Source organism: Mesorhizobium sanjuanii (assembly GCF_002529485.1).
Taxonomy (GTDB): domain Bacteria; phylum Pseudomonadota; class Alphaproteobacteria; order Rhizobiales; family Rhizobiaceae; genus Mesorhizobium; species Mesorhizobium sanjuanii.
Genome location: NZ_NWQG01000127.1, coordinates 1 through 3194 on the forward strand (window position 1 = coordinate 1; position 3194 = coordinate 3194).

A 3194-nucleotide genomic window follows, 5' to 3' on the forward strand; every position below is an offset into this window, starting at 1 on the left:
CGCTCTTTAGACCGGCAATGACGAGAAATTTGCTCAGCGTCGACATGTTGGCCGCGTCGTCGAATTCAGGCAGCCGCGCCAGGTTGAGCTTCAAGGCCACCTGGTTGAGGATGTCGCTTGAGGAAACGACCTGGACCTCCGTGGCGATCCCTTCCTCATCGAGAATCGGCTTGTCGTTGTCGTTGGTATTATTTGGCCGAGTGTAAACGGATTCGCCTGTCTCGATCTTGATCTGCGTCTCGGCCTTATAGTGCGGCGTGGCAAGCCAGGCGAGCGCGTAAGCCAGGCCGGTTACCAGAAGCGCAACGACAAGAATACGCAGCCAGTTCCTCGCAAGGCTTGCGAAGAGCTGCCTGAGATCGACGTCGACATCTGCGGCCGCGGACTGAACGGACATGCATCCCTACTCCGATACTTAGAGCGCGCCGCGTTTGAGCCGATTCACTTTTGCGCGACAGCATTGGTCAGCACGCACCGTAAACAACTATGGTAACTCAGCCGTTAAGATCGGGGTAAGCACCTGTTAGGGTTTGCCGGCGGGCGGCAAACAAAGCCGTGAACCCGATAGCGCTTTGTCGATTTGCCGCCCCGTCGGCCGCACGCCTTTACCGCCCATTAACCCTAACAGGATGATAACGGACTTCGATCGTTAAGGTTTGCCCCACAGTCGCGGGCCATTGAAGGTACGTGTCCGGTCATGAAAAGCACTGCTTCCCTCTTCCGTGCGCTGCTTGCCGTGTCGATGCTGGCCGGTTGCTCCAGCTACCGGCCGGCGCCAGCGGCTTTCCACAAGATGCTCGACCAGCCCTATCGCCTTGGCGCCGGCGACCGCGTCCGCGTCACTGTGTTCGAGCAGGATGGGCTGACCAACACCTACAATGTCGACCAGTCCGGCTACGTATCCTTGCCGCTCGTCGGCGCCGTGCCGGCCCGCGGCCACACAGCCCAGCAGCTCGAAGGCGCGATCGCCGACAAACTGCGCCAGGGCTATCTGCGCGATCCGGATGTGTCGGTCGAGATCGACCGTTACAGGCCGATCTTCGTCATGGGTGAAGTGGGCGCGGCAGGCCAGTATTCCTACGTTCCAGGCCTGACGGTACAGAAGGCGGTTGCCATCGCCGGCGGCTTCACACCGCGCGCCAACCAGGAAAGCGTCGATATCACCCGCGACATCAACGGCAAGGTGATAACCGGACGCGTGGTAACCTCCGATCCGCTCCTGCCTGGCGACACAGTCTACGTTCGCGAACGCCTGTTCTAGAACCAACGACGTGGCGGACACACTCAGGATCGTCCACTGCTTTCGCTCACCCGTCGGAGGGATTTTCCGGCATGTGCGCGACCTGACCGAGGCGCAGGTCGCTGCCGGTCATTCCGTCGGCATCGTCTGCGATTCGACGACGGGGGGCGATTTCGAGGAACATTTGTTCGAGAACATGAAGGACAGTCTGGCGCTCGGCATCCATCGCACACCGATGCAGCGGCATGTCGGGCCGGGCGACCTCGCGTCGGCGTGGCGCACCTTCAGGATCATCAAGGAATTGCGGCCGGACGTGCTGCACGGGCACGGCGCCAAGGGTGGCGCCTATACCCGTCTGTTCGGCTCATTGTTGCGGGTATCAAGGTCTCGCGTAGCCCGCTTTTATTCGCCGCATGGCGGCTCTCTCCACTATGACGAAACCACCGGCACGGGAAAACTGTTCTTCGCGCTAGAACGGTTCATGGCGCGCTTTACCGACTGCCTTCTATTTGTCTCGGACTATGAAAGGCGGACCTACCGCAGGAAGGTCGGCGAGCCGCCCATTCCGAACAGGCTGATCTATAATGGCCTGCGCGCCGCCGAGTTCGAGCCGGTGCGGACCGGGCGAAATGCGGCCGATCTCCTCTATATCGGCATGATGCGCGACCTCAAGGGACCGGACATCTTCATCGACGCCCTGGTTCTTGCCGGAGCACGGCTTGGCCGGCCGTTGAAGGCGGTGATGGTCGGCGACGGCGACGACCTGCCACGTTATCACGCGCAGGTGACGCGGCTCGGTCTTGACGGCCATGTGCGCTTCCTGCCGCCGATGCCGGCCAGGTCCGCCTTCGCGCTGGCCGAGCTGGTTGTCGTCCCCTCGCGGGCGGAAGCCATGCCCTATATCGTGCTGGAGACGCTGGCGGCTGGCAAATCGATGATCGCCACCGCCGTCGGTGGCATACCGGAAATCTTCGGCGCCGGTTCCCCTGCCCTGATCCAGCCCGATGCGCGCGAACTTGGCGACAGGGTGAGCGAGGCGCTGGCCGACCCCAAGGTCTACCGGCGCCTGATGCCCGATATCGTCGACCTCAAGGCGCGCTTCGGCGCCGATGTCATGGCCGCCGAGATCGAGACGGCCTATTTCACCGCGCTCGGGCGGTAGCATCGAATCCCGGTCTCGCAGACCGCTCCAAAGCCACCTGTTGTTTCAAGGGTTTCTTAGCTCTCTTTTGCTATTCACCTGAGGCGAAGCTAGCGGATATCCCATGAACGAGATCGATCCAGCGCGCCGCTTTTCGATAGACGCGGTGCGCAAACTCGAAAGCCCGGCCGGTCGCGATACGACTGGCGGGATGAACGACGTTGCCCGGCAGGTCGCTTCGCAATACAGGCGCGATACGATGTCGCCGATCATGGTCAGCGGCGTCCTGCGCATGGTCGAATTCGCGCTCCTGTTCCTGTCGGGCCTGTGCGTCTATTTCCACTATGTCGGCTTCTTCACCTATCTCGCCTGGCAGTATCCGCTGACCATCGCCGCCGCCTCGCTGCTCGCCGTGGTGCTGTTCGACGTCACGGACTGCTACCAGATCGTCTCGCTGATGCGGCCGATCGCCAATTTCGGCCGTCTGCTGCTGGTCTGGGCCGGCACCTTCGCCCTGATGGCGCTGACCGCATTCGTCATGAAGATGTCGGAAGACTATTCACGCCTGTTTTTCGGCACCTGGTTCATCATCGGGTTCGTGCTGATCTTCGGTCTCAGGCTGGTGATGTCGAAGCTGATCCGGCGCTGGGCGCGCGATGGACGCATGGAGCGCCGCGCCGTCATCGTCGGCGGCGGCAAGACGGCGGAAGCCCTGATCCGCTCCGTCGAAAGGCAGCCCTACAACGACATCCGCATCTGCGGGATCTTCGACGACCGCGGCGACAAGCGCTCGCCGCCCATCGTCGCCGGCTA

Annotated in this window: 3 protein-coding genes and 1 pseudogene; 3 read left to right on the forward strand and 1 reads right to left on the reverse strand. The window is 62.1% G+C overall.

Annotated features, from left to right (window positions below):
* Positions 1-397: Wzz/FepE/Etk N-terminal domain-containing protein (locus CN311_RS19615; RefSeq protein WP_245440882.1), on the reverse strand; the 397-nt coding region annotated here is incomplete at its 3' end.
* Between the two features lie 300 nt (positions 398-697).
* Between CN311_RS19615 and CN311_RS19620 the strand changes: the two genes are divergently transcribed.
* From CN311_RS19620 to CN311_RS19630, 3 genes and pseudogenes are all read left to right on the forward strand, one after another.
* Complete coding sequence (locus CN311_RS19620; protein ID WP_097575386.1) at positions 698-1261, forward strand: polysaccharide biosynthesis/export family protein; 564 nt, start codon at positions 698-700, stop codon at positions 1259-1261.
* A gap of 10 nt (positions 1262-1271) precedes the next feature.
* A complete protein-coding gene (locus CN311_RS19625) occupies positions 1272-2402 on the forward strand; it encodes a glycosyltransferase family 4 protein (protein WP_097575387.1) in 1131 nt (376 codons plus the stop codon).
* Between the two features lie 103 nt (positions 2403-2505).
* Positions 2506-3194: pseudogene (locus tag CN311_RS19630) on the forward strand (undecaprenyl-phosphate glucose phosphotransferase); the annotation flags it as partial.

Bases quoted from the DNA above. Each gene is read 5' to 3' on its own strand.
- CN311_RS19620 (WP_097575386.1), top strand. From the start codon at position 698: ATGAAAAGCACTGCTTCCCTCTTCCGTGCGCTGCTTGCCGTGTCGATG.